Source organism: Brevundimonas lenta (assembly GCF_014196335.1).
GTDB classification, from domain to species: Bacteria; Pseudomonadota; Alphaproteobacteria; order Caulobacterales; family Caulobacteraceae; genus Brevundimonas; species Brevundimonas lenta.
On sequence record NZ_JACIDM010000001.1, the window covers coordinates 265,861 to 291,086 of the forward strand.

The 25,226-nt window shown below is 68.5% G+C and carries 27 protein-coding genes; 8 read left to right on the plus strand and 19 right to left on the minus strand.

Annotated elements, in window-relative coordinates; translation table 11 throughout:
• Window positions 1-119: 119 nt before the first annotated feature.
• From GGR12_RS01410 to GGR12_RS01435, 6 genes are all read right to left on the minus strand, one after another.
• Window positions 120-1,472 (minus strand): amidohydrolase family protein, encoded by a 1,353-nt coding sequence (locus GGR12_RS01410; RefSeq protein WP_183202093.1) that lies wholly within the window; start codon window positions 1,470-1,472, stop codon window positions 120-122.
• Entirely contained in the window at window positions 1,472-2,950 is a 1,479-nt protein-coding gene (locus GGR12_RS01415; RefSeq protein WP_183202095.1) for an amidohydrolase, read from the minus strand. The genes GGR12_RS01410 and GGR12_RS01415 overlap by 1 nt, the downstream gene beginning before the upstream one ends.
• 84 nt (window positions 2,951-3,034) lie before the next feature.
• Window positions 3,035-3,313: a DUF167 family protein gene (locus GGR12_RS01420; RefSeq protein ID WP_183202097.1), complete on the minus strand. Its 279-nt coding sequence runs from the start codon at window positions 3,311-3,313 to the stop codon at window positions 3,035-3,037.
• Entirely contained in the window at window positions 3,289-3,831 is a 543-nt protein-coding gene (locus tag GGR12_RS01425; RefSeq protein WP_221212179.1) for an SMI1/KNR4 family protein, read from the minus strand. Before GGR12_RS01425 ends, GGR12_RS01420 begins: the two co-directional genes overlap by 25 nt.
• Window positions 3,832-3,926: 95 nt before the next feature.
• A complete protein-coding gene (locus GGR12_RS01430) occupies window positions 3,927-4,856 on the minus strand; it encodes an electron transfer flavoprotein subunit alpha/FixB family protein (RefSeq protein WP_183202101.1) in 930 nt (309 codons plus the stop codon).
• Entirely contained in the window at window positions 4,856-5,620 is a 765-nt protein-coding gene (locus GGR12_RS01435; RefSeq protein ID WP_183202103.1) for an electron transfer flavoprotein subunit beta/FixA family protein, read from the minus strand. The genes GGR12_RS01430 and GGR12_RS01435 overlap by 1 nt, the downstream gene beginning before the upstream one ends.
• A 107-nt stretch (window positions 5,621-5,727) precedes the next feature.
• Between GGR12_RS01435 and GGR12_RS01440 the strand changes: the two genes are divergently transcribed.
• Window positions 5,728-6,069, plus strand: coding sequence for a hypothetical protein (locus GGR12_RS01440; protein WP_183202105.1), 342 nt, complete (start codon window positions 5,728-5,730; stop codon window positions 6,067-6,069).
• Between the two features lie 135 nt (window positions 6,070-6,204).
• Here GGR12_RS01440 and GGR12_RS01445 read toward each other — a convergent pair whose 3' ends face one another.
• Both GGR12_RS01445 and GGR12_RS01450 read right to left on the minus strand, forming a co-directional pair.
• Complete coding sequence (locus GGR12_RS01445) at window positions 6,205-6,777, minus strand: cob(I)yrinic acid a,c-diamide adenosyltransferase (protein WP_183202107.1); 573 nt, start codon at window positions 6,775-6,777, stop codon at window positions 6,205-6,207.
• 4 nt (window positions 6,778-6,781) lie between these two features.
• Complete coding sequence (locus GGR12_RS01450) at window positions 6,782-6,985, minus strand: twin transmembrane helix small protein (protein ID WP_183202109.1); 204 nt, start codon at window positions 6,983-6,985, stop codon at window positions 6,782-6,784.
• Window positions 6,986-7,128: 143 nt separating this feature from the next.
• Here GGR12_RS01450 and GGR12_RS01455 point away from each other — a divergent pair, with 143 nt between their 5' ends.
• Window positions 7,129-7,944 (plus strand): OmpA family protein, encoded by an 816-nt coding sequence (locus GGR12_RS01455; RefSeq protein ID WP_183202111.1) that lies wholly within the window; start codon window positions 7,129-7,131, stop codon window positions 7,942-7,944.
• Window positions 7,945-7,986: 42 nt separating this feature from the next.
• Here the strand turns inward: GGR12_RS01455 and ahcY are convergent, their stop codons facing one another.
• Window positions 7,987-9,378, minus strand: coding sequence for an adenosylhomocysteinase (ahcY, locus tag GGR12_RS01460; RefSeq protein WP_183202113.1), 1,392 nt, complete (start codon window positions 9,376-9,378; stop codon window positions 7,987-7,989).
• A 162-nt stretch (window positions 9,379-9,540) separates the two neighbouring features.
• Here ahcY and GGR12_RS01465 point away from each other — a divergent pair, with 162 nt between their 5' ends.
• Entirely contained in the window at window positions 9,541-10,872 is a 1,332-nt protein-coding gene (locus GGR12_RS01465; RefSeq protein WP_183202115.1) for a metal-dependent hydrolase family protein, read from the plus strand.
• A gap of 47 nt (window positions 10,873-10,919) precedes the next feature.
• Window positions 10,920-11,915, plus strand: coding sequence for a biotin synthase BioB (gene bioB / locus GGR12_RS01470; protein WP_183202117.1), 996 nt, complete (start codon window positions 10,920-10,922; stop codon window positions 11,913-11,915).
• A gap of 61 nt (window positions 11,916-11,976) precedes the next feature.
• Here the strand turns inward: bioB and GGR12_RS01475 are convergent, their stop codons facing one another.
• Window positions 11,977-12,369, minus strand: a complete 393-nt coding sequence (locus GGR12_RS01475) for a hypothetical protein (protein ID WP_183202119.1) — start codon at window positions 12,367-12,369, stop codon at window positions 11,977-11,979.
• 295 nt (window positions 12,370-12,664) lie between these two features.
• On the opposite strand from GGR12_RS01475, the gene dnaK reads away from it, so the two are divergent.
• The 3 genes from dnaK to dapB all read left to right on the plus strand — a co-directional run bounded on the left by dnaK (window position 12,665) and on the right by dapB (window position 16,706).
• Complete coding sequence (gene dnaK, locus GGR12_RS01480; RefSeq protein WP_183202126.1) at window positions 12,665-14,575, plus strand: molecular chaperone DnaK; 1,911 nt, start codon at window positions 12,665-12,667, stop codon at window positions 14,573-14,575.
• Between the two features lie 168 nt (window positions 14,576-14,743).
• Window positions 14,744-15,937 (plus strand): molecular chaperone DnaJ, encoded by a 1,194-nt coding sequence (dnaJ, locus tag GGR12_RS01485; RefSeq protein ID WP_183202128.1) that lies wholly within the window; start codon window positions 14,744-14,746, stop codon window positions 15,935-15,937.
• A gap of 19 nt (window positions 15,938-15,956) precedes the next feature.
• Window positions 15,957-16,706: a 4-hydroxy-tetrahydrodipicolinate reductase gene (dapB, locus tag GGR12_RS01490; protein WP_183202130.1), complete on the plus strand. Its 750-nt coding sequence runs from the start codon at window positions 15,957-15,959 to the stop codon at window positions 16,704-16,706.
• 208 nt (window positions 16,707-16,914) lie between these two features.
• Here the strand turns inward: dapB and GGR12_RS01495 are convergent, their stop codons facing one another.
• The 3 genes from GGR12_RS01495 to coaBC all read right to left on the minus strand — a co-directional run bounded on the left by GGR12_RS01495 (window position 16,915) and on the right by coaBC (window position 19,052).
• Window positions 16,915-17,289, minus strand: coding sequence for a hypothetical protein (locus tag GGR12_RS01495; protein WP_183202132.1), 375 nt, complete (start codon window positions 17,287-17,289; stop codon window positions 16,915-16,917).
• A gap of 73 nt (window positions 17,290-17,362) precedes the next feature.
• A complete protein-coding gene (gene dut, locus GGR12_RS01500; RefSeq protein ID WP_183202134.1) occupies window positions 17,363-17,812 on the minus strand; it encodes a dUTP diphosphatase in 450 nt (149 codons plus the stop codon).
• A 13-nt stretch (window positions 17,813-17,825) separates the two neighbouring features.
• A complete protein-coding gene (gene coaBC / locus GGR12_RS01505) occupies window positions 17,826-19,052 on the minus strand; it encodes a bifunctional phosphopantothenoylcysteine decarboxylase/phosphopantothenate--cysteine ligase CoaBC (protein WP_183202136.1) in 1,227 nt (408 codons plus the stop codon).
• A 120-nt stretch (window positions 19,053-19,172) separates the two neighbouring features.
• On the opposite strand from coaBC, the gene GGR12_RS01510 reads away from it, so the two are divergent.
• Window positions 19,173-19,688: an S-type pyocin family protein gene (locus GGR12_RS01510; protein WP_183202138.1), complete on the plus strand. Its 516-nt coding sequence runs from the start codon at window positions 19,173-19,175 to the stop codon at window positions 19,686-19,688.
• A 21-nt stretch (window positions 19,689-19,709) separates the two neighbouring features.
• Here GGR12_RS01510 and GGR12_RS01515 read toward each other — a convergent pair whose 3' ends face one another.
• From GGR12_RS01515 to GGR12_RS01540, 6 genes are all read right to left on the minus strand, one after another.
• A complete protein-coding gene (locus GGR12_RS01515) occupies window positions 19,710-20,126 on the minus strand; it encodes a helix-turn-helix domain-containing protein (protein ID WP_183202140.1) in 417 nt (138 codons plus the stop codon).
• A gap of 171 nt (window positions 20,127-20,297) precedes the next feature.
• The gene (lnt, locus tag GGR12_RS01520) at window positions 20,298-21,905 is read right to left on the minus strand and encodes an apolipoprotein N-acyltransferase (RefSeq protein WP_183202142.1); all 1,608 of its coding nucleotides are present in this window, start codon (window positions 21,903-21,905) and stop codon (window positions 20,298-20,300) included.
• Window positions 21,880-22,341: an rRNA maturation RNase YbeY gene (ybeY, locus tag GGR12_RS01525; protein ID WP_183202151.1), complete on the minus strand. Its 462-nt coding sequence runs from the start codon at window positions 22,339-22,341 to the stop codon at window positions 21,880-21,882. The genes lnt and ybeY overlap by 26 nt, the downstream gene beginning before the upstream one ends.
• Window positions 22,338-23,333, minus strand: a complete 996-nt coding sequence (locus GGR12_RS01530; protein WP_183202153.1) for a PhoH family protein — start codon at window positions 23,331-23,333, stop codon at window positions 22,338-22,340. Before GGR12_RS01530 ends, ybeY begins: the two co-directional genes overlap by 4 nt.
• The gene (gene miaB / locus GGR12_RS01535) at window positions 23,333-24,724 is read right to left on the minus strand and encodes a tRNA (N6-isopentenyl adenosine(37)-C2)-methylthiotransferase MiaB (protein WP_183202155.1); all 1,392 of its coding nucleotides are present in this window, start codon (window positions 24,722-24,724) and stop codon (window positions 23,333-23,335) included. Before miaB ends, GGR12_RS01530 begins: the two co-directional genes overlap by 1 nt.
• Window positions 24,724-25,203: an Rrf2 family transcriptional regulator gene (locus GGR12_RS01540; protein WP_183202157.1), complete on the minus strand. Its 480-nt coding sequence runs from the start codon at window positions 25,201-25,203 to the stop codon at window positions 24,724-24,726. The genes miaB and GGR12_RS01540 overlap by 1 nt, the downstream gene beginning before the upstream one ends.
• Window positions 25,204-25,226 lie beyond the last annotated feature (23 nt).

Here is a 25,226-nt window from a genome sequence, read left to right on the forward strand (position 1 = left end):
CCTCCCCGTCCCGGGGAGGGTGGTCGCGAAGCGACCGGGTGGGGAGGACCGATCTTCAGCCGCCCCCACCCTGTCGTCGCTGCGCTCCGACATCCCTCCCCGAACGGGGAGGGAGATCATCAGCGCGAGTACGCCGGGGGCATCGCGCCTTCGCCGCCGTCGCGATAGCGGTCGCGCAGCAGGAACTGGCGGCTGGTGGGAGCCTGTTCCTGACCGCCGATGAAGATGGTCTCGGCGATGCTGAGCGGCTCCAGCGGGTCGCCGGACCAGACGACGACATCGGCCGCCGCGCCGGCGCGGAGTTCGCCGAACTGGCCGGCCATGCCGAAGATCTTCGCCGGATTGACCGTGATGGCCTCGATCGCCGCATCGTACGGCAGGCCGTGCGAGACGGCGTTGCCTGCGTTGTAGCGGGTCTCGCGGGCGCGGTGGATCGAGCCCTCGTTGCCCTTGATCGCGATCAGGACGCCGGCGGCGTCGAGCGCGGCGGCGTTCTGCATCCGCGAGGCGCGGGTTTCCAGGTTGCCGGGCAGGTTCGAGATCGGGTTCAGCAGCACCGGCACGCCGGCGGCGGCGATCTGGTCGGCGACCATCCAGCCCTCTTCAGCGCCGTCGAGGATGACCTTCACGCCCTCTTCGCGAGCGAGGCGCAGCACCTGCTGGATGTCGGCCGCGCGGTGCACGGTGACGATCAGCGGCATCGAGCCGTTGGCGACGGGGATCAGGGCCTCAAGGTCGGCGCGCGAGAGCGACAGGTCGCGCAGGTCGCCGCGGTCGTAGGCGGCGCGGTTGCGGGCGTAGAGCCGCACCTCGGTCAGGGTTTCCTTGAACTGGGTGAACTCGGCCCCGCGGGAGCCGCCCGAGACGCCCGCGCCGGCTTCGCCGAACGGGGCGACCATGGCGACGCGCGGCTTGACGAGGATGTCGTTGCCCGCGGCCAGGTGAATGATCGCGGCCTGACCCGCGAACAGGCTGGGCGACTGGTAGCCGCCCTCGCCGACACCGGCGAAGTCGCTGTCGTCCTGGTGGTTATGACCGCCCGACCCGCCCGGATGGCTGGGCACGACGATGGCGCGGGTGATGCCGCCGAGGCGGGCCACCGGCAGGGTGAAGGACCACGGATCGAGGCCGTAGGAGACGTCGAACGAGGCGCTGATGGAGTTGGCGCCGTTGGACAGGTCGTCCGAACCGTTGACCGACGAGATCTCCGAACCGCCGAGGCCGGAGTCGACCGCCACGAAGCCCGGGGCGACGACCTTGCCGCGTGCGTCGATGACGCGGGCGCCCGACGGGGCGGCGCCGGTTCCGACCGAGACGACCCGGCCGTTCTGGATCACCACCGTGCCGTTCTCGATGACCGAGGTGCCGGTCAGAACGCGGCCGCCGGTGATGGCGGTCAGGTCCTGGGCGAAGGCGGGAGAGGCGAGCGCGGCCAGCGAGGCGGCGCCGAGGATGAGGTTCCTGAGGCGCATCAGCGGGCTCCCTGCGGGACGTTGGCGGCGGAGGCGCCGAAGCCGGGCTGGCCCAGCTCGAAATCGGACACCGGCTGGTAGGCCGGGTTCGTACGGTCGAAGGCGAGGCCGCCGTCGATGAAGACCTGGTCGGCGCGGGCGTAGACCGAGAGCGGATTGGCGCTCCAGATCACCACGTCGGCGCGCTTGCCGGCCTCGAGCGAGCCGGTCTGGTCGGCGATGCCGAGCGACCGGGCCGGGTTCAGCGTGATCCAGCTGATCGCCCGCTCCTCGGGGATGTTCATGCCGATACGGCGACCGGCGGCGACGGCCGCGGCGGTTTCCTGGTTGAGGCGCTGGGTCAGTTCGGCGTCGTCGGAGTGGATGACGGCGCAGCTGTTGGCCTGGGCGTCCACGAGGGCGGCGTTGGCCTCGACCGCGTCGAGGGCCTCCATCTTGAAGCCCCACCAGCCGGTCCACATGTCGGCGCAGATGCCTTCGCGAGCCAGCAGCGGCGCGATCTTGTAGGCCTCGATGGCGTGGTGGAAGGCGGTGACCTTGTAGCCGAACTCCTTCGACAGATCGATCATCATGGCCATCTCGTCGGCCCGGTAGCAGTGGTTCTGCACCAGGACCGTGCCGTCCAGGACGCCGGCCAGGGTTTCGAGCTGGAGGTTGCGGGTCGGGGGCGAACCCTCGCCGTCCTCACGCCATTTGTCCCATTTGGCCTTGTACTCACGGGCCGCAATGAAGGCGGCGCGGTAGCCGGCCATATTGCCCATGCCGGTGGCCGGGCTCTGGTTGCGGCCGCCGTAGACGCGCGACGGGTTCTCCCCGCAGGCCATCTTCAGGCCGTAGGGCGCGCCCGGCATCTTCATGCCCTGCATGGTGACCGATGGCACGTTGCGGACGGTGACGCCGCGGCCGCCGAACAGGTTGGCCGAGCCGGGGAGGATCTGCAGGGTGGTGACGCCGCCGGCGCGGGCGGTGTTGAAGCCCGGATCCTGGGGCCACAGCGAATGCTCGGCCCAGACCTGGGCGGTGTTCGGGCTGGTGGCCTCGTTGCCGTCGCTCATGCCGCTGACGCCCGGCGAGGGATAGACGCCGAGGTGCGAGTGGACGTCGATGATGCCCGGGGTGACGAAGCGGCCGCGAGCGTCGACGACCTGGTGGCCCGACGGGACGGGGGTCGAGGCGTCGCCGATGGCGGCGATGCGGCCGTCGGTGACGATGACCACGCCGTTCTCGATCTTGCGCCCGGCGCCGTCGAAGACCGTGCCGCCGACGATGGCCATGTTCTGTCGCGGCAGGCCGCGATAGGTCGAGGGGAAGGGATCCGGATTGGCCGCATAGTCGAGGCCGGCCGCCAGCGGCTCACGGGCTTCCGCGTTCGACGATCCGTCGGCGGCGGGCGTGTCGGTCCCGGTCGTGGCGCAGGCCCCGAGGGCCAGCACGGCGAGAACGGCGAGGCTTGGGCCCCGCAGGCGGCGAAGTCTCATTCGGAAGCTCCCCTGATGCGCCGTCGGCGCAAAGTCGGGGCGGATTACAAGGGCCTCGGCGTCATCCGGACAAGGCCGGAAACATTACAAGTCCGTAAGGCGGGATCTCGCGTCGTCGTCAGACAATCCGGCGACGGCGATCAGCTTGGTGCGGGACTGACCGCCGCGCTCCAGCGACACCGCCGATTTCGGCACGCCGAGGACCTTCGCCAGCAGTTTGAGCAGGGCGGCGTTGGCCTCGCCCTCCACCGGCCGGGCCCGCACGCGGACCTTGAGAACGGGACGGCCCTCAGCGTCCACGTCCCAGCCGTCGATGCGGTCGGCGGATGCGCCGGAGGTCAGGCGGACGGGGAGATGGGCCATAGTGGTGGAAGATTGTTACGTCGGACGAGTTCGGACCAGAAGTCGATCTCCCGGAACGTTTCCGGCCACGGCTGGCACTCCGACCCGTTCTCTTCCCGGTCGATGTAGTCGCCAAGATCCGCGCCGTAGTGGATCACGTCGGATTGGTAGACCGAAAAGACGGGGTTTCCAGCGTCGCAGGGTGTCGCTGGCAGGTACCGGTGGCTGAAGATCGGAATTAGCCGCGGTGCGCGGCTGAGGACGTCTCTCAGAATTTCTGCGCGTTCCTCCGCCCTGTCAGGCCGATCGCCCCACTCGGTCCACCACAGTCCGCTGTCCTCGACATCAAAGAGCAGACCCTCATAAGGCCAGGCCAGTAGAGGCCGCACCACCCCCTCGTCGTTCCAATCCGGCCCGCCGACGGGACGTCGATCGCGGAGAAGTTCGATGAGATCGGGAGGGAAAGTCAGGCGGAACCGCTCCTGCGCTCTTTCGAGCTCAACGGCGGAATAGCCATGGGTCCAGGTCAGCGGGGTCATCGGACCGAACATAATCCCGCACAGCCAAGCTCGCCCACGAAAAAGGGCGCGGCCCCCTGCGGCGCCGCGCCCTTCTCAATCCGTTCAGGCGGGTGTTAGCCCAGCGCCTTCATCAGCTCCGGCACGGCGGTCTTGTAGTCGGCGACCCAGCCGTAGTCGGCGACCTGGAAGATCGGGGCGTCGGCGTCCTTGTTGATCGCGACGATGACCTTGGAGTCCTTCATGCCGGCGAGGTGCTGGATGGCGCCCGAGATGCCGATGGCGATGTAAAGCGCCGGGGCGACGACCTTGCCGGTCTGGCCGACCTGATAGTCGTTGGGGGCGTAGCCCGCGTCGACCGCCGCGCGCGAGGCGCCGACGGCGGCGCCCAGCTTGTCAGCCAGCGGGTCCATGACGGCGTGGAACTCTTCGGCCGAACCCAGGGCGCGACCGCCCGAGACGATGATCTTCGCGGCGCCCAGTTCGGGGCGGTCCGACTTGACCATTTCCTCGCTGACGAACGAGACCTTGCCCGCGTCGGCGCCGGCGACGGTTTCGACCGGGGCGGAGCCGCCTTCAGCCGCGGCCGCGAAGGCGGTCGGGCGGACGGTGATGACCTTCTTCGCGTCGGAGGACTGGACGGTCTCCAGCGCGTTGCCGGCGTAGATCGGGCGCACGAAGGTGTCGGTGGAGACGACCTCGACGATGTCCGAGATCGGGGCGACGTCCAGCTTGGCGGCCAGGCGCGGGGCGAAATTCTTGCCGTCGGTGTTGGCCGGGGTCAGGACGGCGTCGTAGCCGGCGGCCAGCGGCAGGACGGTGGCCTCGACGGCCTCGGCCAGCATCTTGCCCAGGCCGGCGCTCTCGGCCAGCAGAACCTTGCGGACGCCGGTGATCTTCGCGGCGGCGTCGGCGACGGCCTTGGCGTTCTGGCCCAGGACCAGCACGTCGACGTCGCCCGAAATCGCGAGGGCGGCGGTGACGGTCTTGTTCGTCGTGTCGCGAACGTGGGCGCCGTCGTGGTCGGCGATGACGAGAACGGCCATTACAGGACCCCCGCGGACTTGAGCTTGGAAACCAGTTCGGCGGCGTCAGCCACCTTCACGCCGGCCGAGCGCTTCGGCGGCTCGGCGACCTTGAGGACCTTGAGGCGCGCAGCCGTGTCGACGCCGTAGTCGGCGACCGGCTTGACGGCGATCTCCTTCTTCTTGGCCTTCATGATGTTGGGCAGGGAGGCGTAGCGCGGGGTGTTGAGGCGCAGATCGACCGAGACCACCGCCGGGAGGCTGGCGGAGACGGTCTGGAGGCCGCCGTCGACTTCGCGGGTCACGACAGCCTTGCCGCCCTCGATCACCAGCTTGCCGGCGAAGGTGGCCTGCGGCCAGTCGAGCAGGGCGGCCAGCATCTGGCCGACGGCGTTGTTGTCGCCGTCGATCGACTGCTTGCCGAGCAGGACCAGGTCCGGCTTCTCCTCGTCGACCACAGCCTTGAGCAGCTTGGCGATCGCCAGCGGCTCAAGGTCGGCGTCGGACTGGATCAGCAGGCCGCGGTCGGCGCCCATGGCGAGGGCGGTGCGGATGGTCTCCTGCGCCTGGGTGACGCCGATGGAGACGACCACGATCTCGTCGGCGGTGCCGGCGGCGTGGTGTTCCTTGCCTTCCTTCATGCGCACAGCCTCTTCGACGGCGATTTCGTCGAACGGATTCATGCTCATTTTGACGTTGGCGAGATCGACGCCGGTCTGGTCCGCCTTGACGCGGGCCTTGACGTTGGAGTCGATCACCCGTTTGACGGGGACGAGAACCTTCATTGCGCTATCCACAAAGTCGCCGGAATGTTGGGTCAGGCAATAGGTACCCCTTGCCCGACCTGTCAACGTAACGTGGCGTCAACGCGCCAGAACCCCGGAACGCCCCAATGCACCGTCTCCTGACCATGAAGCGGCTCAGCGTCCTGTTCCTGTGCACATTCGCCGTGCTGGTCGGTGCTACCTTCGCCTGGCAGGCGCTGGTCAAGGCGCCTGGCGAGCGTTGCGAGGCGGCGGGCATGTGGTGGGACTCGCAGAGCCGTCAGTGCGCCAAGCCGATCTCGATCGCCGAAATCACCGGGCGGCCGAACGGCCAGACCCGCGCCGAGGCCTCGGACGCCAAGAACCGCGAACTGATCGCCATCGAGGACGTGCTGGAGGCCCGCCAGAAGGCCCGCGACGTCGAGACCGAACGCCAGCGCGCCGCCCTGGCCGCCGAGCGCGGCCGCTAGAGTCCGGAGTCCGGTCTCAAAAATTGCGGACTTTCCGGACATAACGGACTCAATCCTTGCCGCGCGGTCGCGCCGGGGAGGATCGCAGTATGGACGACGGCTACGTCGAAATCGGTCGCAGGCCTGTCTACGCCACTAGCGCGTGGCGCCCGGCTTCCACTTGATGTCGCCGGCGCCGTTGGCGTTGGCGCGGCGGGCGGCGACGAACAGATGATCCGACAGGCGGTTCAGATAGCGGACGGCCGCCGGGGTGACGGCCTCGCCGCTCTCGACCAGCCGTACGGCCTCGCGCTCGGCCCGCCGCGCCACGGTGCGGGCCAGATGCAGATGCGCTGAAAGCGGCGCGCCGCCCGGCAGGATGAAGCTGTCGAGCGCCTTGAGGCTCTCGTTCATCCAGTCGATCTCCTGCTCCAGCCGCTCGACCTGGCTGTCGACGATGCGCAGGGCCTCCCATTTCGGGGCCGGCTCCAGCGGCGTGGCGAGGTCGGCGCCGAGATCGAACAGTTCGTTCTGGATGCGGCCCAGCATGGCGTCGATGCGGTCGTTCTGGCCGGAGTGCAGCCGGGCCACGCCGATGACGGCGTTCAGCTCGTCGACCGCCCCATAGGCCTCGACCCGCAGGTCGCTTTTGGACACCGTGGCGCCCGACGCCAAACGCGTCTGCCCGCCGTCGCCGGTCTTCGTATAGATGCGGTTGAGCACGACCATCGGGTCAGGCCCCGTGCGTGGACTTCCACCACATGCCTGCGACCAGCAACACCACGGCGACCGCCTGCAGCAGCACGCGGAGGCGCATCAGCTTGTTGGAGCGCGAGCGCGCTTCCGGCCCGTCCTGGTAGAGCGCGCGCAGGCCGAAGCCGAGCGTGACGGCGACGGCGAGGATCGCCGCAAGGATCAGAATGTCGAAAATACCCATGCCGTGGTTCTAGGCCCGCCCACGGCGACGCGCCAGCCTCAGTGCAAACCCTGAGAACGCATCGCACACGGCGGTTCACACGTTCTTGAAGGGTCGCAGGAGCCCGATCGATCCTCGCCCGGGCGGTGACGGGAGGATTGGGCGTGACACGTTGGGTTTACATTTTGCAGGAAACCGCGGGGCTGCAGACGTCCCTGGCGGACAACCGCAGACGGCTGGCCGAACTGGTCGGGACCTCTAACATCGTCGGCGAGCGGCAGGTCGACAACGCCTACCATTTCGCGCTGAACGACGACGGCATCAATCGCTTCCGCAGCGGTCCGGCCACGACCCAGGGCTGGGTCGAGCATGACCGCGCCGATCCATGGGCGTCGACCGCGGCGCCGGCCGCCGCGGGGGGCATGCGCAAATGGCTGCCATGGCTGTTGCTGCTGGCCGCGCTTCTGCTGGCGCTGTTGCTGTTCAAGACCTGCAACAAGCCTGCGGTCGTGGTTCCTCCGGCGGCCGACGCCATCGAGGTTCCGAAGATCGAAACGCCTGCCCTGCCGAAGATCGAGGTTCCGACCGCCGCCAGCACCGGACTGGTCGGCTATCTCAACAGCAATGAGCCGACCCCGCGCCGGTTCATCTTCGACAATCTGAACTACGAAACCGATTCCGCCCGGCTGGCGGCTGACGCCCGTGATGTCGTCGGGGCCATCGTGGTGGTCCTGAAGGAGCATCCGAACGCGCGCGTCGGGGTCGTCGGCTACACCGACTCCGAAGGCGACGACGCCGCCAATCTCCAGCTGTCGCAGGATCGGGCCCGGTCCGTGTCTGCGGCCATGCAGGAGCAAGGCATCGCCGCCTCGCGGATCGACGCGAGCGGCGCCGGCGAAACCAATCCGATCGCCTCGAACGATACGGAGGAAGGTCGGGCGCAGAACCGGCGCACCGAACTGGTGGTCCTCGCCAAATAGGCGGACGTCCGGGCGGCGGCGACGCCGCCCGGATCCGTTTTCTTAGTAGCGATAGTGTTCCGGCTTGAACGGGCCCTGGGCCGGGACGCCGATGTATTTGGCCTGTTCCGGCTTCAGCTCGGTCAGCTTCGCGCCCAGCTTGGCCAGGTGCAGGAAGGCGACCTTCTCATCGAGATGCTTGGGCAGGGTGTAGACGCTGTTTTCGTACTTCGCCGCGTTGGTCCAGAGCTCGATCTGGGCCAGCGTCTGGTTGGTGAAGGACGCCGACATCACGAACGACGGGTGGCCCGTGGCGTTGCCCAGGTTCACCAGGCGGCCTTCGGACAGCAGGATGATCTTCTTGCCGTCCGGGAACTCGATGTGGTGGACCTGCGGCTTGATCTCGTCCCACTTGAAGTTCTTCAGGCCGGCGACCTGAATTTCGCTGTCGAAGTGGCCGATGTTGCAGACGATGGCGTTGTTCCGCATCTGCCGCATGTGGTCGACGGTGATGACGTCCTTGTTGCCGGTGGCGGTGACGAAGATGTCGGCCTCGGAGGCGGCGTCGTCGAGGGTGACGACCTCATAGCCTTCCATCGCCGCCTGCAGGGCGCAGATCGGATCGACTTCGGTGACCTTCACGCGGGCGCCGCCCTGGCGCAGCGAGGCGGCCGAGCCCTTGCCCACGTCGCCGTAGCCGCAGACCACGGCGACCTTGCCCGACAGCATGACGTCCGTGCCGCGACGGATGGCGTCGACCAGGCTCTCGCGGCAGCCGTACAGGTTGTCGAACTTGGACTTGGTGACGCTGTCGTTGACGTTGATGGCGGGGAACGGCAGCTCGCCGCGTTCGGCCATCTGGTACAGGCGGTGGACGCCGGTGGTGGTCTCTTCCGACACGCCGCCGATGGCGTCGCGGATGGCCGAGTAGAAGCCCGGCTTTTCCTTCAGGTACCGCTTCATGACGGCGTAGAGCGCCTCCTCTTCCTCATTCTGCGGGTTGTCGAGGACCGAGGCGTCCTGCTCGGCCTTCGGACCCAGCACGCACAGCAGGGTGGCGTCGCCGCCGTCGTCGAGGATCAGGTTCGGGTAGCCGCCGTCAGCCCATTCGAAGATCTTGTGGGCGTAGTCCCAGTACTCGATCAGGGTCTCGCCCTTCGTGGCGAAGACCGGCGTACCCGAGGCGGCGATGGCGGCCGCGGCGTGGTCCTGGGTCGAGAAGATGTTGCACGAGGCCCAGCGAACCTCGGCGCCGAGGGCTTCCAGTGTCTGGATCAGCACGGCGGTCTGGATGGTCATGTGCAGGCTGCCGGCGATGCGGGCGCCCTTCAGCGGCTGGGCCGCGCCGTATTCGGCCCGCAGCGCCATCAGGCCGGGCATTTCGGTCTCGGCGATGGCGATTTCCTTGTTGCCGTAGTCGGCAAGGGAGATGTCGCGGACGATATAGTCGGTCATGGGGGTCTGTTCCGGTCGGATGTTCGCGCGGGCCTATAGACCGAAGCCGGCGATCCGGCAAGAAACCCATAAAGATATCCTTATGTGTTTGGCGTTTCCGACCGCTGGCGAAGCGCCCTGATCTCTGCTCTGGTGCCCGCCTGTTCATTGGGGGATGCGGGTATGAACCGTCTTGCAGCGGGTCTTCTGGGTGTGGCCGCGTCGGCGCTGATCGCCGGCGCCGCGTGGGCGCAGGAGGCGGCTCCGGCGACGGAAGGGCCGGTGACCCTGATCCAGGCCGGTCGCCTGCTGGATCGCCCGGGCCGGGCGCCGCGCGGGCCCTCGACCCTGGTGGTGCGCGACGGACGGATCGTCGAGATCCGCGACGGCTTCGTCGACGCCTCGGCCTTCCCCGGCGCGACGGTCATCGACCAGCGCGAGCGCTTCGTACTGCCGGGCCTGATCGACAGCCATGTGCACCTGGTCAACGATCTGGGCGGCCAGGCGGGCTTCCTGTCCGGCGTCACCGACAATCTGCCGGTCCATGCCTACAGCGCCGCCGAGAACGCGCGGAAGACGCTGATGGCGGGCTTCACCACCGTGCGGAACCTGGGCGACGAGGGCGGGGTCACGCTTGCGCTGTCGGACGAGACGGCGGCCCACCGCCTGCCCGGACCGCGCATCATCGACGCGGGCATGAGCATCTCGACGACCTCGGGCCACATGGACGGTCGGCTGGGCTTCAACGACGACTTCCGCGACACCATTCCGCACGACAACGTCTGCAACGGCGTCGAGAGCTGCCGCGAGGCGGTGCGCATCCAGGTCGGCCGCGGCGCCGACGTGATCAAGATCGCCACCACCGGCGGGGTGAACAGCCGCATCGGCGCCGGCGTCGGCGCGCAGATGTTCGAGGACGAGGCCCGCGCCCTGATCGACACCGCGCACCTGTACGGCCTGAAGGTCGCGGTTCACGCCCACGGCGCGGACGGCATCGACATGGCGCTGCGGCTGGGCGCGGACTCGATCGAGCACGGCACCATCTTCGACGACGACACCATCCGGCTGTTCCGCGAGAGCGGCGCCTATTACGTCCCGACCCTGTCGACGGTGAACGGTTACATCGAGCGTCTGGCGGCCGATCCGAACGCCTATCCGCCCGAGGTGCTGCCGAAGATCCGCTGGCGCATCGAGATCACCGGCCGCTCGCTGGAGCGGGCGGTGCCGGCGGGCGTGAAGATCGCCTTCGGGACCGACGCCGGGGTGTCGAAGCACGGCCGCAACGCCGACGAGTTCGCCCTGATGGTTCAGCACGGCATGACGCCGATGACGGCGATCGAGGCGGCGACGGTGAACGCGGCCGACCTGCTGGGGCTGTCGGCCGAGGTGGGCACGCTGGAGCCCGGCAAGCGCGCCGACGTCATCGCGGTGGACGGTGATCCCCTGACCGATGTGACGGTGCTGACCGACGTGGACTTCGTGATGCGCGACGGCCGGGTCTATCGAAGCGAGTGACCCGGACCGGGTTGGCGGGCGTGGCGGGTGCGGCTAAGCACCCCGCCATGACCTCCCCCCACGTCACCCCCCGCCACGACTGGACGCTCGAAGAGGTGGAGGCGCTGTTCGCGCGGCCCTTCATGGAGCTGGTCTATGACGCCGCCACAGTGCACCGGACCTGGTTCGATCCGTCCGAGGTGCAGAAGAGCCAGCTGCTGTCGATCAAGACCGGCGGATGCGCCGAGAACTGCGGCTACTGCTCGCAGTCGGCCAGCTTCAGGACCGGGCTGAAGGCCGAGAAGCTGATGGAGACCTCGGCCGTTCTGGCCGAGGCGATGGCGGCGAAGGCCGGCGGCGCGTCGCGGTTCTGCATGGGCGCGGCGTGGCGGGAGCTGAAGGATCGCGACACGCCGAAGCTGGCGGCGATGATCTCGGGCGTGAAGGCGCTGGGTCTGGAGACCTGCGCCACCCTGGGGATGCTGACGGCGGATCAGGCGAAGCAGCTGAAGGCGGCAGGCCTCGACTACTACAACCACAACCTCGACACCGGGCCGGAGTATTACGCCGAGGTCGTGACCACCCGGACCTACGCGGACCGGCTGGACACCCTGCAGCACGTGCGGGACGCGGGCATGTCGACCTGCTGCGGCGGCATCGTCGGCATGGGCGAGGCGCGGCGGGATCGTGCGGGGCTGCTGCACGCCCTGGCCACCCTGCCGCAGCATCCCGACAGCCTGCCGGTGAATGCGCTGGTGCCGGTGACCGGCACGCCGCTGGGCGAGCGGGTGAAGCGGGAGGGGGAGATCGATCCGATCGAGTTCGTCCGCACGGTAGCCGTGGCGCGGCTGGTCTGTCCGAAGGCGATGGTGCGGCTGTCGGCCGGGCGCGAGACGATGAGCCCGGAGATGCAGGCGCTGTGCTTCCTGGCCGGAGCCAACTCGATCTTCGTCGGCGGCAAGCTGCTGACCACACCCAATCCCGAACAGGACGAGGACGCCCGGCTGTTCGCCCTTCTGGATCTGCGGCCCATGGAGCCGGCCGCGGCCGTAGCGGCGGCCTGACACGGAAAACCGCCCCTCCGTCCGGTGGAGAGGCGGCTCCCGGCCCCCACGCGCTGACGGATCAGCGCGTGTAGTAGTAGTCGGCGATCTCGCAGACGTTGACCCGCATGCGGGTCAGCTCCTGGCCGTTCGAGAAGCGCGCCTTGAAGTCGTACAGGCAGGCGCCCGAACCATCGTCGATGTTCATCATGATGCTGGCGCCGGCCGAGAGGACGTCCTCGCCGAGCATGTCTTCCTGCCAGTCCTCGATGCGCGAGTCCGACGCGTAGAAATGCGTCATCGTCCAGCCGGTCTGGTTATGGATGCGCACGCGGCGGTTCATGCCGTCGCGCGACTGGGGCGCCGAGGCGGCGACCTTGTCAGCGGCGACGAACGGTTCGGCGGTCGCGATGGATGCGGTTCCCAGCGCCGCAACGACGAGGGCGGCGCGGATGGCGGTCTTGAAGGCGATCATCAGGTCTCTCCCCCGGGCCGGATCCCACGCCGGCCCTTTTGCGATTACGTTGTTATGCATGATTTCGAGGCCCGATTCACCTGACGGGGTCTGACGACTGAATCGCGGCAAGGCCTTGCAGGCAGGGGGGTGTTTCCCATATCGGCGACAACCGCCGGAAAACCCCGCTGTTCGTGGGGCTTTGCGGCTGCCAACGTATCAACCACCAGACCCCGACATCGGGGGCGGTCACGCGCGGCGCTTCGCTTTACAAGGCCGCCGCACCGCCCGCTGAAATGGAGTGAAAGACCAACCTATGGCCAAGATCATCGGCATCGACCTGGGCACCACGAACTCGTGTGTCGCCGTCATGGACGGCAAGAACCCCAAGGTCATCGAGAACGCTGAAGGCAACCGCACGACCCCGTCGGTCGTCGCCATCCAGGACAACGGCGAGGTCCTCGTCGGCCAGCCGGCGCGTCGCCAGGCCGTGACCAACCCGACCAACACCTTCTTCGCCATCAAACGCCTGATCGGCCGCAACTACGACGACCCCGTCGTGGCGAAGGACAAGGGCATGGTGCCCTACGAGATCGTCAAGGGCCCGACCGGCGACGCCTGGGTGCGCGCCCACGGCAAGGATTACTCGCCGCAACAGGTCAGCGCCTACACGCTCGGCAAAATGAAGGAGGCCGCGGAGGCCTACCTCGGCGAGACCGTGACCCAGGCCGTCATCACCGTGCCGGCCTATTTCAACGACAGCCAGCGCCAGGCGACCAAGGACGCCGGCAAGATCGCCGGCCTGGAAGTGCTGCGCATCATCAACGAGCCGACCGCGGCCGCCCTGGCCTATGGCCTGGAGAAGAACGACGGCCAGAAGATCGCCGTCTATGACCTCGGCGGCGGCACCTTCGACGTCTCGATCCTCGAGATCGGCGACGGCGTGTTCGAGGTGAAGTCGACCAACGGCGACACCTTCCTGGGCGGCGAGGACTTCGACCTCCGCCTCGTCGACTACCTGGCCGACGAGTTCAAGAAGGAGCAGGGCGTCGACCTGCGCCAGGACAAGCTGGCCCTGCAGCGCCTGAAGGAAGAGGCCGAAAAGGCCAAGAAGGAGCTGAGCTCGACGACCCAGTACGAGGTCAACCTGCCGTTCATCACCATGAACGCCTCGGGCCCGCTGCACCTGAACATCAAGCTGTCGCGCGCCAAGCTGGAGGCCCTCGTCGAGGACCTGGTCCAGCGCACCATCGAGCCCTGCGCCAAGGCGCTGAAGGATGCGGGCCTGAAGGCCTCGGACATCGACGAAGTGGTGCTGGTCGGCGGCATGACCCGCATGCCCAAGGTGCAGGAGGCCGTGAAGGCCTTCTTCGGCAAGGAGCCGCACAAGGGCGTGAACCCCGATGAAGTCGTGGCGCTGGGCGCGGCCGTTCAGGCCGGCGTGCTGCAAGGCGACGTCAAGGACGTGCTGCTGCTGGACGTGACCCCGCTGACGCTGGGCATCGAGACCCTGGGCGGCGTGTTCACCCCGCTGATCGAACGCAACACGACCATCCCGACCAAGAAGAGCCAGACCTTCTCGACCGCCGACGACAACCAGTCGGCCGTGACGATCCGGGTCTTCCAGGGCGAGCGTCCGATGGCGCAGGACAACAAGATCCTGGGCCAGTTCGACCTGATGGGAATCCCGCCGGCGCCGCGCGGCATGCCGCAGATCGAGGTCGCCTTCGACATCGACGCCAACGGCATCGTGCACGTGACGGCCAAGGACAAGGCCACCAACAAGGAGCAGTCGATCCGCATCCAGGCCAACGGCGGCCTCTCGGACGCGGACATCGACAAGATGGTCAAGGAAGCCGAAGCCAACGCCGCGGCCGACAAGGCCCGCAAGGAACTGGTGGAGGCCCAGAACTCGGCCGACAGCCTGATCCATTCGACCGAGAAGGCCATGTCCGAGCACGGCGACAAGATCGGCGGCGACGACAAGGCGGCTATCGAAACCGCCCTGGCGGACCTGAAGGCGGCCAAGGACGGCACGGACCCCGAGCCGATCCGCGAGAAGACCAACACCCTGGCCCAGGCTTCGATGAAGCTGGGCGAGGCCATGTACGCGGCCCAAAACAACGCTGACGCCGCAGCCTCGGAAGAAAAGCCCGCCGATGACGGCGTGGTCGACGCCGAGTTCGAGGAAGTTTCGGACTCCGACGACGAGAAGAAGAGCGCGTAAGCCACACCGCCTGCGCAAACGCTACGCCCCCGCTTGCATCGCAAGCGGGGGTTCGTTTCATAAAACTTGCATCATCGGATCGGGCGCCCATGTCAGCCCGGTCACCGTTTCGCTTGATCGCCGGGAACAGGCGCAGGGCGAATTCGAGAGTAAGAGGACGAACGCCGCATGGCGCGAGACTATTACGAGGTTCTGGGCGTCGAGCGGACGATCGACGCCGCCGGCCTGAAATCGGCCTATCGCAAGCTGGCGATGGAGCATCACCCTGACCGGAACGGCGGGTGTGACGACGCCATGGCCCGCTTCAAGGAAATCTCCGAAGCCTATTCGGTGCTGTCCGACGACCAGAAGCGCGCCGCCTATGATCGCTTCGGCCATGCCGGGGTGAACGGCGGCGGGGGCGGCAACCCCTTCGGCCAGGGCCAGGGCTTCGCCGACGTCAACGACATCTTCTCGCAGGTCTTCGGCGACGCGTTCGGCGACGTCTTCGGCGGCCGTGCGGGCGGCGCACGCCAGAGCGGGCCGCGCCGCGGCTCGGACCTGCGCTACGACCTCGAGATCACGCTGGAGCAGGCCTACAAGGGCGCCGACGTCGAGATTTCCGTCCCGACCACCGCCACCTGCGACAGCTGCGACGGCACGGGCGCCAAGAAGGGCACCAAGCCGCAAAGCTGCACCACCTGCCAGGGCGCCGGACGCGTGCGGTCGGCCAACGGCTTCTTCCAGGTCGAGCGCACCTGCCCCCGCTGCGGCGGCAACGGCCAGATGATCGCCGACCCCTGCACCACCTGCCACGGGCATGGCCAGGTGCGGAAGAACCGCAAGCTGCAGCTGAAGATTCCCGCCGGCGTCGACGACGGCTCGCGCATCCGCCTGTCGGGCGAGGGCGACGCGGGCCAGCGCGGCGGTCCGCGCGGCGACCTGTACGTCTTCGTCTCTGTGACCCCGCACGAGCTGTTCGAGCGCGACAACCTGGATCTGCTGGTCACCGTGCCCGTGGGTATGACGGTGGCGGCGCTGGGCGGCGAGATCGACGCGCCCTGCCTGACCTCCGAGGCCTGCGACGGCCGCTGCAAGGCGCCGGTGTCGGTCCCCGCGGGATCCCAGACCGGCAAGACCGTGCGTATCCGCGGCAAGGGCATGCCGCATCTGAACGGCAAGAACCGCGGCGACCTGGTGGTCGAGCTGTTCGTCGAGACGCCGACCGACCTGACGGCCCGCCAGAAGGAGCTGCTGGAAGAACTGGCGGCTTCGCTGGGCGAGACCCAGACGCCCAAGAACGCCTCGTTCGCGGGCAAGGCCAAGCGCTTCTGGGCCGACATCCTGGGCGCCGAGCCCGGGTCGAAAGAAACGGCCCAGTGAGTCTGCCGGGGGGCAATCGATGAGCGCCATCTTCCACGCCGGCATCTCCGGCGCCCGGGGTCGCATGGGCCGCGCCGTTTCGGCGGTTCTGGACGCCCGCGAGGATGTGGTCGTGGCCGCCCGCTACGATCGGGGCGAACACCCCGACCTGTCGCTATGCGACGTGATCATCGACTTCTCGACCCCTGACGCCTCGGTGGAGCTGGCCCAGGCCTGCGCCGCGCGCGGCGGGCCGGCGCTGGTGATCGGTTCGACCGGCTTCTCGCCTGAACAGGACGCCGAGATTCTGAAGGCGTCCGAGACCGTCGCCATCGTGCGCAGCGGAAACTTCTCGCTGGGCGTCAACATCCTGATCGGCCTGGTCGAGCACGCCGCCCAGCGGCTGGACGGGCGCGACTGGGATATCGAGATCAGCGAAGCGCACCACCGTCGCAAGGCGGACGCGCCCTCCGGCACCGCCCTGATGCTGGGCGAGGCCGCCGCCAACGGCCGGGGCGAGGACCTGGAGGACGTGCGCACGGCGCCGTACGACGGCATCACCGGCGCGCGCGAAAGCGGCAAGATCGGCTTCTCGTCGCTGCGCGCGGGCGGGATCATCGGCGAGCACACGGTGATGTTCGCGTCCGACGACGAGGTTCTGACCCTCAGCCACTCGGCCATCGACCGCTCGCTCTTCGCCAAGGGCGCTGTGGCGGCCGCGGCATGGGTGCGCAGTCGCAAGCCGGGCCTCTACGATATGCAGGACGTGCTCGGTTTCAGACAGGCTTGATCCAGGGCAGGCTCACGCCTGCCTGGGGCGCTATCGCTCGCGACGCGGTCGCTCGCTGCTTGAGCGCAAACTCCGATTACAGCCGTCAGTAAACGCGAGGCCGCCCCCGGGTCCGACCTTCGGTCGGCCCGAGGACAGGCTATGGTCGGGAGGTCCCGAAGGGCCGACGGTCCGCGGCCCACAAAAATGAACTGAGGACCTCCGGTCGTCAGTGCGCGTGCTGTTTCTGTTTGTGGCCGGCCTTGCCGATGCCGGTGACCAGCGACTTGATCAGGAAGAACAGGGCGATGACGATCGCGTAGCCCAGGAACAGGCCGAGCAACGTCATCCAGAAGGTGACCGTCAGAAGCGGCGGAAGGTAGAAGGATCCGCCGTCCAGAACCGGGCGTACGACGTCGATCGCCACATGGGCGATGGCCGCCCCGAGGGCCGACGCCCACAATCGGTTCCACGCGGGCATCAGAAGCGCCGCAATCACCGCAATCAGCAGACCTGTAACCTGGTTGACCCCGTCGAACCCGCCCTGCGCCAGCCCAAAGAGGGCTGACAGGAAAGCGCCGATCGAATCGATGAGGGACTCCATACGCCGACCTCCTTCATATGGCCGAGCTTGGACTCGGGAAGTTGGGTTAACGCCGGTTTACCAGATTCGCTCCCTATCGGCCTGTGGAACCGAAGCCGCCGGCGCCGCGCGCGGTTTCATCCAGGGTGTCGACCTGGAGCATGGTCGCCTGTTCGTGGCGGGCGATGACCATCTGGGCGATGCGTTCGCCACGGCGGATGACGAAAGGCTCGTGGCCGAGATTGGCGAGAATGACGCCCACTTCGCCGCGATAGTCGCTGTCGATGGTGCCGGGCGAGTTCAGGCAGGTGACGCCGTGCTTGAGCGCGAGGCCCGAACGGGGCCGCACCTGCGCCTCGAAGCCCTGTTCCAGCGCGATCTTCAGGCCCGTGGGGACCAGGGCCCGCGCGCGGGGCGCGAGGGTCAGGGGCTGGTCGTCGGGCACCGCCGCGCGCAGGTCCATGCCGGCCGAGCCCGTGGTCTCATAGGCCGGAAGCGGCAGACCTTCGGCATGCGGCAGGCGTTCGACGCGAACGGTCGTCATGGGCGGTGTTTCCTCAGGCCTTGAAGTGGTCGGCGATGCGGGCGGCCAGTTTGCGGGCCACCTCGGTCTTGGACTGGCGCGGCCAGCTTTCATCGCCGGCGTCGCGGGTGAACAGGGTGACGGTGTTGCCGTCGGCGCCGAAGACGTCGTCGGAAACGTCATTGCCGACGATCCAGTCGCAGCCCTTGCGCGACAGCTTGGCGCGGGCGTTGGCCTCCAGATCGCTGGTCTCGGCGGCGAAGCCGATCACCAGTTTCGGACGCGACTTTCCGGGCGCGGAGACGCTGGCGAGGATGTCGGGGTTTTCGATCAACGCCAGCGAGGGCGGGCCGCCGGGGGCCTTCTTGAGCTTGCCGGAGGCCACGCCGTCGACGCGCCAATCGGCGACGGCGGCGCTCATCACCGCGATGTCGGCCGGCAGGGCCGCCTCGACCGCGGCCTTCATCTCGCGCGCGGTCTCGACCGGCACGCGGTCGACGCCGATGGGGGCCGACAGGGCGACGGGGCCTGAGATCAGGGTGACCCGGGCGCCGAGGTCGGCGAGCGCCTGGGCGATGGCATAGCCCTGTTTGCCGCTGGAGCGGTTGGTGAGACCGCGCACGGGGTCGATGGGCTCGAAGGTAGGTCCGGCGGTCACGACCGCCCTGCGGCCCGCCAGGGGACGTCCGTCGGGGCCGGCCAGGAGGGCGGCGATGGCCTCCATAATGGCGGGCGGCTCGGCCATACGGCCAGGACCGAACTCGCCGCAGGCCATCTCGCCCTCGTCGGGGCCGACGACGGCGACGCCATGGAAGCCGTCAAAGCCCTTCAGACGCTCGACATTGGCCTGGACGGCGGGGTGCAGCCACATGCGCACATTCATCGCCGGCGCCAGCAGGACGCGCTTGTCAGTGGCCAGAAGGGTGGTCGAGGCGAGGTCGTCGGCGAAGCCGTTGGCGGCCTTGGCGATCAGGCCGGCTGTGGCCGGGGCCACCACCACCAGATCGGCCCATCGCGAGAGTTCGATATGGCCCATGGCCGTCTCGTCCTCGGGCATGAACAGGTCCTGGCGGACCGGGCGACCCGTCAGAGCGGCCAGCGACATGGGGGTGACGAACTCGGCGCCCGCGGCGGTGAGCACGCTCATCACCTCGGCGCCGGCCTTCCTGAGCAGGCGCACCACCTCCAGCGCCTTGTAGGCGGCGATGCCGCCGCCGACGATCAGCAGGACCTTGCGTCCGGACAGCGAAGCCGTGGTCATGCCGATGATCTAGCGATGCGCCCGCCGAACGTCGAGAGAGGCCGTCGCAAAATGGAACATTGCAAGAACAAGAAACCTGTGGTTATCGTCTTCGCCGGTGGGTTGCAACGGGAGGGTGCAATGAAACGTATGATCACAATTACGAGCGCGGCGACGATCCTGCTGGGGCTGGCGGCGTGCGGCGACGGCGGGTCGGCGGTCGAGACGCGGGACCGGGCTCCGGCCGGTTCAGCCGCGGCCATGGCGGCGGAAACGTCCGGCGGAGCGGTCGAGGCGGTCGAGGCGGCGCCCGAAAAGGCGCGGACGGTGCTGACCGGCAACCGGCGGGAGAGCGTCGACGAGAAGGTGGCGCGCCTGTTCGAGCGCAACGGCGCGGATTTCGGGGCGCGGTCGGCCGGCGACTATCTGGACAAGGTGCAGCGCTTCACCTCGAACCCGCCGGCGGGCACGGAGCGGGTGGAGCGGCCGAACGGCGACGTGCTGCTGTACCAGGCCTCGACCAACACCTTTGCGGTGGTGTCGCGCGACGGCGTGCCCAAGACGATGTTCAAGCCGCGCGACGGTGCCAGCTACTGGGTGCAGCAGAAAACCGCCGCGCCTGAATTCGGGCGGCGGCGCAGCGCGTCGCAGAACTGAGGGGTTCGAAGGGCGAGGACGTCAGTCCTCGTCCGTCTCCTTGCGGTCGGCCATGTCGCGGATCAGTTCGAGCGCCAGCTTTTGCTGGCGGGTCGACAGCTGGGGCGCGAGGCGGCTGATCTCGATAGTGTAGCGGGTGGCGGGGAAGTCGTGGTCGAAGTCCGATCCGCCTTCGGCCAGGCCGGCGATCTGGGCCCCGCTGAGGCCCTCGAAGAAGTAGCCGATGTCGACCTTGAAGAAGCGGGCGATGTCCCACAGCTTCGACGCCGAGATCCGGTTGGCGCCCTTTTCGTATTTCTGGATCTGCTGGAACGTCAGTCCGAGAGCGCGGCCGAGATCGCTCTGATTGTATCCGAGCGCCAGTCGCTTTTCGCAAACCCTGCGGCCCACGTGCCGGTCCACCGGATGAGGACCTTCCTCGCCCTTGCCTCTGGCCATAGTGACACGCCCTCTAAGTCGATATCAGCGAAGCCTGAATGCGCTCCGGACGGGCATATGTCATCAAAAATTACGATAACGGGTCCCGCACGCGAAGTTCTGGTTGCGTAACCGGTTCGCCCCCACCCGGGTTGCGCGAATGTCGATTTTTGGGGACACCCGTAAGGCGATTCAGTCGGCCTTGCGGCGACCGATTCGGCTCCACGGAGCGGCCGTGGCGAGACCGATCGCCAGCGCCAGCCAGAACAGCAGATCGCCCATCCGGCCGTACAGGGTGACGGCCGCGGGCTTGGGAAGGCGGGCGTCGATGACGCCGCTCTCGCCCGGCTCCAGCTTCTGGTCGCCGGCCACCCGGCCCCACGGATCGATCATGGCCGAGATGCCCGTTGGGGTGGAGCGCACGATCGGCAGGCCGGTCTCGATGGCGCGGTAGCTGGCGAGGTTCAGATGCTGGACCGGTCCCGAGGTGCGGCCGAACCAGGCGTCGTTGGAGATATTGACGATCCAGCCTGGCCGGCCGGCCGAACCCGGCGTGAAGCCCGGATACAGGCTCTCGTAGCAGATCAGCGGCTGGGCCCGCGGCGCGCCGGGAATGTCGATCGGGGCCGGACGCGGACCGGGGCTGAAGTCGACCGGCATATGGGTCAGGCTGCGCACGCCGAGCGCGCCCAGCAGGCTTCCGGCCGGCAGATATTCGCCGAACGGCACCAGCCGGTATTTGTCGTAGGCCGCGCTGACGGCCAGCGCAGGGCCGCCGGTGTTCCGGACCAGGAACAGGCTGTTGAAATAGCGGGCGCCCATGAAGCTGTTCGCGTCCGGCTCGGCCCGGCTCAGACCGACGATCAGGGTCTGGCCAGGCTGCAGGGCGCGGCGGATCTGCTCGGCCTCCGGCGCGCCGGCGGCGAAGACGTCATTGGCGGCGGCCGGCAGGGCGCCTTCGGGCCAGATGACGATATCGGGCGTGCCCACGCCGGGGCGCGCCGTCAGGTTCACATAGCGATCGACGATGCCCTGATAGGCCTCGGGGGTCCATTTCGACTCCTGGGCCACGTCCGCCTGGACGATCCGCACCAGGGTGTGCGTCAGCTCGACCCGGGCGTTGGACAGGCGGACCGCGCCGCCGACCAGCAGGGCGGCGATGGCGACCGCGCCGGCGACGGCCGTGACGATCCGGCTCTTGCGCGGACCGGGCGAGAGCAGAGGCGCGAAGGCCGCGGCGGCGGCCACGGTGACGAAGCTCAGGCCGTAGACGCCGGCGACCGAGGCGAATTGGGACGCGGCCGATCCCGCCTTCCAGCTGGCGCCCGCCGGGTTCCAGGGGAAGCCGGTCAGCACATGGCCGCGCAGCCATTCCAGCAGGCAGAACAGGGCGGCGAAGAACAGCACGCGCTTCATGCCCGACGGCTGGAAGCGACGATAAAGCGCCGTCGCCGTGCCCCAGAACAGGGCCAGGCCGATCGGCAGCAGGCTGGCGGCGAACGGGGCCATCCAGGCCTGGTCCGGATTGACGAGGAAGGCCTCGGCCACCCACCAGCAGCTGATGAAGAAATACGCGAAGCCGGCCAGCCAGCCCATCCAGAAACCGCCGCGCACGCTGGTGCTGCGCTCGGTCAGGAACATCAGCAGGGCGTAGCCGAGCAGGCCGGGGAGGATGCCGAACGGCGGATGCGCCAGCGCTGTCGCCACGCCGGCGGCCAGCGCCAGGCCGATGCGGCCGAAGCGGAGGATCAGCCGCGCGCGCGGGCCTTCGGGGTCAAGCGTCGCCGTGATGGTCGTCATGCGCCGTGTATGGGTCGGCCACGCCCAGGCTGGCAAGGATGGATCGCTCTTCGGCTTCCATCTCTTCGGCCTCCGCCTCGACCTCGTGATCGAAGCCCAGCAGGTGAAGCACGCCGTGCACGGTCAGGTGCGACAGGTGATCGGCCAGGCTCTTGTTCTGCTCCGCCGCCTCGCCGGCGCAGACGCCATAGGCGAGCACGATGTCGCCGAGGTGGGGCGCGGCGCTTTCGGGCGCGGGGAACGACAGCACGTTGGTGGGCCGATCCTTCTCGCGGAACCGGCCGTTGAGAGCCTGCACCGCCGCGTCATGGGTCAGCAGCACGACGACATCGCCCTCGACGCTGCCCAGGGCTGCGATCGCGGCACGTTCGACCACCGCCGCCGCGTCCGGCAGGGCGGCGATCCAGGCGTCGTCCTCGACCTCGATCTCGATCATGAGTCAGGGTCTTCCAGATCGGCGGCGGGCCGTCGCTTCGCCGCGTCGGCGTCGTAGGCGCGCACGATCCGCTCGACCATGGCGTGGCGGACCACGTCCTGGGCCTCAAACTTCAGCACGCCGACGCCCGTCACCCCGTCGAGGATGCGGAGCGCATGCGACAGGCCGGAATCGCGCGGGTTCAGCAGGTCGACCTGCGACGGGTCGCCGGTGACGACCATGCGCGCGCCCTCGCCCAGACGGGTCAGGACCATCTTCATCTGCAGGCGCGAGGTGTTCTGGGCCTCGTCGACGATGATGAAGGCGTGGGCGAGGGTGCGGCCGCGCATGAAGGCGATCGGCGCGGCCTCGATCTCGCCCTTGTCGCGCCGGCGGCGGACGTCGTCGGGGCCGAGGATGTCGTTCAGCGCCTCCCAGATGGGGGCGAGATACGGATCGACCTTCTCGTTCAGATCGCCGGGCAGGAAGCCGAGCTTTTCGCCGGCCTCGACCGCCGGGCGGGTGATGACCAGCCGGTCGACCTGGCCGCGGCGCAGCAGGGAGGCGCCGTAGGCGGCGGCGAGGAAGGTCTTGCCCGTGCCGGCCGGGCCGACGCCGAAGGTCAGTTCGCAGCGCGACAGCATCTCCAGATAGCGGGCCTGGGCGGCGGTCTTGGGCGCGATGGCGCCGCGGCGGCCGACCGGCAGGGCGACGGCGTCAGGGACGGTCCTCCCCTGCCCCGGCCGCGGCGAACTGACGGCCGCGCCCAGCGAGGTGCGGACATCGGCCTCCGTGATCTCGGCGCCGGTGTCGGCGCGATCGGCGAGGACCTGGATCACCCGCTTGGCCTGGGCCCGGTCCCTGGGCGAGCCGTTGATGGTCACACCGCCGCCGGGGGCCTCGATCAGCACCTTGAAGGCGTCCTCGATCAGGGCGACGTGGCGGCTGTTCGGCCCGATGATGGCGCGCAGCGCTGCATCGTCCAGCGCCAGAAACTCACTCTCACGCGCCATCAGGCCGCCTTCTGCTGAATCAGACGCCCGGTCAGACTGTTCTGCTGCCCATGGTCGATGTGAACCGGAACGATCTGGCCGATCAGGTGATCCGCGTTGTCGACGTGCACCGACTGAAGCCAGGGCGAGCGGCCGACGGCCTGGGCGCGCACGTCATGGCGACCCTTGCGCTCGAACAGGACGGGGATGGTCATGCCCGCGCGCGACGCGTTGAAGGCGATCTGTTGTTCGGTCAGCAGCGACTGCAAGGCATGCAGGCGTTCGCACGACACGGCGTCGGGCACCTGGGCGGCCATGGTCGAGGCCGGGGTGCCGGGGCGCGGCGAATACATGAATGAGAAGGCCGAGGCGTAGTTCACGCGCCGGACCAGATCCATCGTGTCCTCGAAATCGCGGTCGGTCTCGCCCGGGAAGCCGACGATGAAGTCGCCGGACATGGCCATGTCCGGCCGCGCCTCGCGGATGCGGTCGATCAGATCGAAATATTTCTGGCGGCCGTGCTTGCGGTTCATCAGCCGCAGGATGCGGTCCGAGCCCGACTGCACCGGCAGGTGCAGCCACGGCATCAGCACGTCCAGATCGCCATGCGCCGCGATCAGGTCGTCGGACATGTCGTTGGGGTGGCTGGTCGTATAGCGGATGCGGTCCAGGCCGGGAATTTCGGCCAGGGCGTGGAACAGGCGGGCCAGGGTCGACGGCTGCCCGTCCGGACCCTCGCCGTTGTAGGCGTTGACGTTCTGACCCAGCAGGGTGACCTCGCGCACGCCGCGGTCGGCCAGTTCGCGGGCCTCGGCCAACACCGACGCCACCGGCCGCGACCATTCGGATCCGCGCGTGTAGGGCACGACGCAGAAGGTGCAGAACTTGTCGCAACCCTCCTGGACGGTGAGGAAGGCGGTCACGCCGTCGACGCCGCGCGTCTGCGGCAGGGCGTCGAACTTTTCATTGGGCGCGAAGTCGGCGCCGATCCGCTCACCGCGTTTCCGCGCCGTGCGGGTCAGCAGTTCCGGAAGTTGGTGATAGGCCTGCGGGCCGACAACCAGGTCGACCGCCGGCTGGCGCAGCATGATCTCCTCGCCCTCGGCCTGGGCGACGCAGCCGGCCACGGCGATGGTCATGGCCCCGCCCCTGGCCTCCTTGAGCACCCGCATCTTGCCGAGCTCGGAATAGACCTTCTCGGCCGCCTTCTCGCGGATGTGGCAGGTGTTGAGAATGACGAAGTCGGCGTCCTCCGGCGTGTCGGTCGGGGCATAGCCCAGCGGCCGCAGCACATCGGCCATGCGCTCGGAGTCGTAGACGTTCATCTGGCAGCCGTACGTCTTGATGAACAGGCGCCGGGTGGCGGCCTGCCCATCGCCCGCGGGCTGATGGTCGGTCCGGGTATCGGTCATCAGGCGTCTTTTAGAACGCCCCGTCGGGGCGCGCTACGTGCGGCGCCCGACCTGCCGGGATCGGGCAAGGGAAACAGGGCGAGCATGTCGGCCCGCTTCGACAGAAGGTCCTCCAGCGAGTAGCCGTCCAGCACGGCCATGAAGGCGGCCAGCGCCTGTCCCAGTGCGCCGGTCAGGCCGCAGGCGGGGGCGATGACGCAACTGCCGCAGTCGACCAGGTCGAAACCGTCCTCCGTATGCCGGATGACCGCCCCGACGTTGATCTCCACCGGGGCGCGTGAGAGGCGGAGCCCGCCGGTGCGACCGCGCACGCTGGACAGGTATCCGGCCCGTCCGAGGTCGTTCACGACCTTCATCAGATGGTTCTGCGAGATACCGTAGGCGCCCGCGATCTCGGAGATCGAGCACAGCCGTTCAGGCCGGGCGCCGAGATACAGCAGCACCCTGAGCGCGTAGTCGGTGTAGCGGGTCAGGCGCATCGGCGCTCCCTGGGACAGTCGGT

Coding starts and splice junctions, on each gene's coding strand:
- GGR12_RS01410 (WP_183202093.1), bottom strand. CDS start 1,472: ATGCGCCTCAGGAACCTCATCCTCGGCGCCGCCTCGCTGGCCGCGCTC.
- GGR12_RS01415 (WP_183202095.1), bottom strand. CDS start 2,950: ATGAGACTTCGCCGCCTGCGGGGCCCAAGCCTCGCCGTTCTCGCCGTG.
- GGR12_RS01420 (WP_183202097.1), bottom strand. CDS start 3,313: ATGGCCCATCTCCCCGTCCGCCTGACCTCCGGCGCATCCGCCGACCGC.
- GGR12_RS01425 (WP_221212179.1), bottom strand. CDS start 3,831: ATGACCCCGCTGACCTGGACCCATGGCTATTCCGCCGTTGAGCTCGAA.
- GGR12_RS01430 (WP_183202101.1), bottom strand. CDS start 4,856: ATGGCCGTTCTCGTCATCGCCGACCACGACGGCGCCCACGTTCGCGAC.
- GGR12_RS01435 (WP_183202103.1), bottom strand. CDS start 5,620: ATGAAGGTTCTCGTCCCCGTCAAACGGGTGATCGACTCCAACGTCAAG.
- GGR12_RS01440 (WP_183202105.1), top strand. CDS start 5,728: ATGCACCGTCTCCTGACCATGAAGCGGCTCAGCGTCCTGTTCCTGTGC.
- GGR12_RS01445 (WP_183202107.1), bottom strand. CDS start 6,777: ATGGTCGTGCTCAACCGCATCTATACGAAGACCGGCGACGGCGGGCAG.
- GGR12_RS01450 (WP_183202109.1), bottom strand. CDS start 6,985: ATGGGTATTTTCGACATTCTGATCCTTGCGGCGATCCTCGCCGTCGCC.
- ahcY (WP_183202113.1), bottom strand. CDS start 9,378: ATGACCGACTATATCGTCCGCGACATCTCCCTTGCCGACTACGGCAAC.
- GGR12_RS01465 (WP_183202115.1), top strand. CDS start 9,541: ATGAACCGTCTTGCAGCGGGTCTTCTGGGTGTGGCCGCGTCGGCGCTG.
- bioB (WP_183202117.1), top strand. CDS start 10,920: ATGACCTCCCCCCACGTCACCCCCCGCCACGACTGGACGCTCGAAGAG.
- GGR12_RS01475 (WP_183202119.1), bottom strand. CDS start 12,369: ATGATCGCCTTCAAGACCGCCATCCGCGCCGCCCTCGTCGTTGCGGCG.
- dnaK (WP_183202126.1), top strand. CDS start 12,665: ATGGCCAAGATCATCGGCATCGACCTGGGCACCACGAACTCGTGTGTC.
- dnaJ (WP_183202128.1), top strand. CDS start 14,744: ATGGCGCGAGACTATTACGAGGTTCTGGGCGTCGAGCGGACGATCGAC.
- dapB (WP_183202130.1), top strand. CDS start 15,957: ATGAGCGCCATCTTCCACGCCGGCATCTCCGGCGCCCGGGGTCGCATG.
- GGR12_RS01495 (WP_183202132.1), bottom strand. CDS start 17,289: ATGGAGTCCCTCATCGATTCGATCGGCGCTTTCCTGTCAGCCCTCTTT.
- dut (WP_183202134.1), bottom strand. CDS start 17,812: ATGACGACCGTTCGCGTCGAACGCCTGCCGCATGCCGAAGGTCTGCCG.
- coaBC (WP_183202136.1), bottom strand. CDS start 19,052: ATGACCACGGCTTCGCTGTCCGGACGCAAGGTCCTGCTGATCGTCGGC.
- GGR12_RS01510 (WP_183202138.1), top strand. CDS start 19,173: ATGAAACGTATGATCACAATTACGAGCGCGGCGACGATCCTGCTGGGG.
- GGR12_RS01515 (WP_183202140.1), bottom strand. CDS start 20,126: ATGGCCAGAGGCAAGGGCGAGGAAGGTCCTCATCCGGTGGACCGGCAC.
- lnt (WP_183202142.1), bottom strand. CDS start 21,905: ATGACGACCATCACGGCGACGCTTGACCCCGAAGGCCCGCGCGCGCGG.
- ybeY (WP_183202151.1), bottom strand. CDS start 22,341: ATGATCGAGATCGAGGTCGAGGACGACGCCTGGATCGCCGCCCTGCCG.
- GGR12_RS01530 (WP_183202153.1), bottom strand. CDS start 23,333: ATGGCGCGTGAGAGTGAGTTTCTGGCGCTGGACGATGCAGCGCTGCGC.
- miaB (WP_183202155.1), bottom strand. CDS start 24,724: ATGACCGATACCCGGACCGACCATCAGCCCGCGGGCGATGGGCAGGCC.
- GGR12_RS01540 (WP_183202157.1), bottom strand. CDS start 25,203: ATGCGCCTGACCCGCTACACCGACTACGCGCTCAGGGTGCTGCTGTAT.